The organism is Stenoxybacter acetivorans DSM 19021 (assembly GCF_000745895.1).
Lineage (GTDB): Bacteria > Pseudomonadota > Gammaproteobacteria > Burkholderiales > Neisseriaceae > Stenoxybacter > Stenoxybacter acetivorans.
Genome location: NZ_JQKE01000142.1, coordinates 1 through 1,343, shown reverse-complemented (window position 1 = coordinate 1,343; position 1,343 = coordinate 1). Strand labels below are relative to the sequence as shown.

The window sequence follows — 1,343 nt, the reverse complement described above, 5'->3', positions numbered from 1 at the left end:
TTGGGCCCTGTGGGTGATGCTGCCAAAAAAATTCATCAAGCTGAAAAAGCCTATGAAGCCGCGGCTGCTACTAAAAATGTAGCGGGTATGAAAGCCGCGATGCAGCAAGCGGCAGATGTAAAAAGAGCCAGTGATTTCACCAATAAATATGGTTCTTTATCCAATCAATGGGTGATTAATGGTGCGGTGCATTGGATGAATCCGATAACAGGCAATCTTGAGAAAATTCCAAGCAATGTCACTGTATCAGTAGATCATATCTTGCCACAGAATTATATTAGAACTCAAATTCCGGGGTTTAATGATTTACCGCCAAATATTCAAAGAGAGCTACTCAATAATCCCGATAATTTACAGCCAATGATTCATTCAGCCAATTGTTCTAAAGGCTGTAAAGTTGAATTTGAACCAGGGAAGGGCTGGAAAACTTGGAAAGGCGACCCCATTAGCTCTGAATATAAAGCATATCTAAGTAAAGCTCAAGACGAAATGAGAGCTAAAATACAAGATATAATTAACAAATCAAGAGGGAATTAAATCATGAGCGGACATGTTTTTACGTATGGAGAAGCACTGCAAGAATTTGATTATATTGTTACTAATATTAATCAAGTTAAAGACAAAGAACTTTCTTATATTCGAGAAAATATCAATAAAAGTAGCGATGAGAAGCGTTCTGATTTAAATATTCTAAAATTAGGCGGAACACCATTTTTAATTGAACCATTACGTTTGTTACAACCATTAAGCTATGCTGTTTTAGCAGAGCATGCTTCTGAATATCATGTGGGTTTTTATTGGTGGCGTTTCCCACCAAATCCTAATATCCCTGTAAATAGAATGCACCATTTTGGTTTTTTAGTGGTAAAAAATAGATTAATCTGGGTACGATATAAGCCAGACTCACCGACAGCTTATTATGATTATAATTGCTTACCACCCGTAATTAAAAATTCATGGTTTAAAAATACCAGCTCATGGGGAGTGTCCGATGGAGTTACTCCACTTGTAGTAAAATTACTGCCTACCGATCCTTATGATATGTTTTCTGCATTTAGCCATTATTTTGCTGTAGCTGATAAAAAATGGAAAAAAACTATTGTACCTTGTGTACAAGAAAAAATTCCCAATATTTACGGCAAAGGTAAATTTGAGCAATTACGTTGTTTTTTAGACAGCAGGCTGCCTGAATCCAATACTTTGATAGGCGATCAATTGTATGTTGTCCTTGATAATGATAGCCAACGTATTTACTGGGTAAAAGATTTCGATTTTATCAATATTCATTATTTAGAAAATCCCGCCGAAGCCTTAGACGCTTATTGTGCCCATACTTTATTACA

General features: G+C 36.0%; 1 protein-coding gene and 1 pseudogene. Both read left to right on the top strand.

The annotated features are described in order from the left end of the window. Positions 1-537, top strand: a pseudogene (locus tag Q384_RS13680) (hypothetical protein); the annotation flags it as partial. Between the two features lie 3 nt (positions 538-540). Next, positions 541-1,343 (top strand): hypothetical protein (locus tag Q384_RS11000; protein ID WP_037588138.1); only part of this gene is annotated, 803 nt, incomplete at its 3' end.